Annotated in this window: 1 protein-coding gene; it reads left to right on the plus strand. The window is 38.8% G+C overall.

What is annotated here, in order from left to right:
* Nucleotides 1-146: 146 nt before the first annotated feature.
* Nucleotides 147-1,768, plus strand: a 1,622-nt coding sequence (locus tag HMPREF0494_RS10640; protein WP_040459101.1) for an IS1182 family transposase, incomplete at its 3' end; no start/stop codon positions are given.

Below are 1,768 nucleotides of genomic sequence, written 5' to 3' on the forward strand. Positions count from 1 at the left end.
TAAGTCCCTAATAATAAGCGGAGTTAGATGAAATCTTCGGATTTCATTTAACTCCGTTTTCCTTTAAAATAAATGTTAGTAAAAGAAAAAGACATCGACCAGCCCGTCGATGCCTCCAAAAATACCCTCGAAAGGATATAAAAACATTGGATCTTAATTATAACATTAATCAACTTAGTTTGAACATATCTACTGCTTATGAACCTGAATTAAATCACCCAGCTCGCTATATTAATCGCTTAGTTGAGGGCCTCGCCATTCAAAAGCCCAATATCATGGGTCGGCCAAGAGAATATGATCCACGCATGTTATTAAAATTAGTTCTCTTAGCTTACAGTTATGGCGTTATTTCTTGTCGAAAAATTGAACGTTTTGCACGAGAAAATCTTGTCGCGAGATGGCTGACTCAAGAACAACAGCCAACTTACCGCACTATTGCTCGCTTTGTTGTCTCACCAGATTTAGAAGAAATGATCCAAAACGGCTTCAAGGACTTCCACGATTACTTAAAGGCTCATGGAATGATTGATGAGGCCTCGTTTATTGATGGAACCAAAATTCTAGCTAATGCTAATAAGTACTCCTTCGTCTGGAAGAAGCGGACTATTAAATATAGTGAATTAAACATCGAAAAGGCCCGGAAACTGCTTCAAGAAATCAAGCAAGCTGAGGTTAAAATCAATGTTAACGGGGATAGCTTTAATATTGACCAGCTTGATACTATCGTTGCCCTTCTCGAACAACGAATTGAAGAATTGAATCAACGAGTAAGCGAAACCGCAAAGGTTTCGCCTAACCCAGCTAAGCAGGAACGGCGTCATGCCAAAAAGTATCTTCACGCATTAGATCATTGTCGCCAAAAGAACTTAGAATACCGTACTCAGGCTCAAATTGCCGGGCCGCGGAATAGCTATTCTAAAACCGATCATGATGCCACTTTTATGCGGGTTAAAGAAGACCCCATGCGTAATGGGCAAACTAAACCGGCATATAATCTTCAAATTATGACTAATTCACAATTTGTGCTTGGTTATGACCTGATGCAGAATCCTACTGACACAAGAACTTTAATTCCGTTCCTTAAATTACTCGCCCAGAACGGAGTTTTAGGACGAGTAATTGTGGCGGATGCCGGCTACGGTTCTGAACGTAATTATAAATATATTGAAGATGAGTTGCCTGGCCACACTGCACTAATTCCCTACAGCACCATGATTAAAGAGAATAGTCGTAAGTGGTGTTCTGACGATCGAAAAGTAATGAATTGGGAATACCATGAAGATGATGATTATTATGTCAATCCAGACGGCGTTCGATTCAATTTTAAACGATACGCTTATCGAAATGACAAGTATAAATTCCGTCGGGATTTCAAAGTTTACCAAGCTGAAAAGTACAATGAAAATCATCAAGTTATCCCCCAAGCATTAACGCCACGTGGAAATACCAAATATATTATGATTAATCCACAATGGGAGTACTTTAAAGCCAAAGCGCGTGAGTCGCTTTCAAATTCCAATACTTATTCTCGTCGTAAATACGATGTGGAAACTGTTTTTGGAAATTTGAAAGCTTATTTGGGTTTCAATAGATTCACGGTACGTGGTCTTAAGAAAGCCAAAAGACAAATGGGAATTGCCTTAATGGCATTGAATATGAAGAAAATGGCCGGAAGGCCGACAATTTTTGGAAATAGTTTTAGAAAAAGGAAGAACCGCTCAGAATTTCAAATGAAATTCCGAACGGTTCTTTTATTCAAGGAACTTTT

It is taken from the genome of Limosilactobacillus antri DSM 16041, from assembly GCF_000160835.1.
GTDB classification, from domain to species: Bacteria; Bacillota; Bacilli; order Lactobacillales; family Lactobacillaceae; genus Limosilactobacillus; species Limosilactobacillus antri.